Here is a 322-nt window from a genome sequence, read left to right on the forward strand (position 1 = left end):
ACGGCGATCAGCGCGACCGCGCCCGCGAACGCGAGGAGCATCCCGGGATAGGTGGTGACCAGCAGCCAGCCCTGCTCCAGCAAGCCCGATCCCGACGCGCTCGCGTAGCCGGCGGTGATCAGCACGATGTGCGCGATCATCAGCCAGAACGAGGTGAAGCCGACGAGCCGGTGCTGGCGCGCGAGCTTGTCCTGGCCGAACTGCCGCTCCAGCAAGGGAATCCGCGCCATCAGCAGGACCTGGATCAGCAGCAGGTTCGACGCGAGCAGCCCGCTGAGCCTGCCGAGCGCGGAAGCGGTCCCGTCCGAGGAGTGCCCGCCGC

1 protein-coding gene is annotated in these 322 nt (G+C 69.9%); it reads right to left on the minus strand.

The genetic code is table 11. The features are described 5' to 3' along the window. A partial coding sequence (locus CCN37_RS41220; protein WP_210408397.1) for a ferric reductase-like transmembrane domain-containing protein occupies window positions 1-322 on the minus strand: 322 nt, incomplete at both ends.

The organism is Allokutzneria sp. NRRL B-24872 (assembly GCF_002155965.1).
Taxonomy (GTDB): Bacteria; Actinomycetota; Actinomycetes; order Mycobacteriales; family Pseudonocardiaceae; genus Allokutzneria.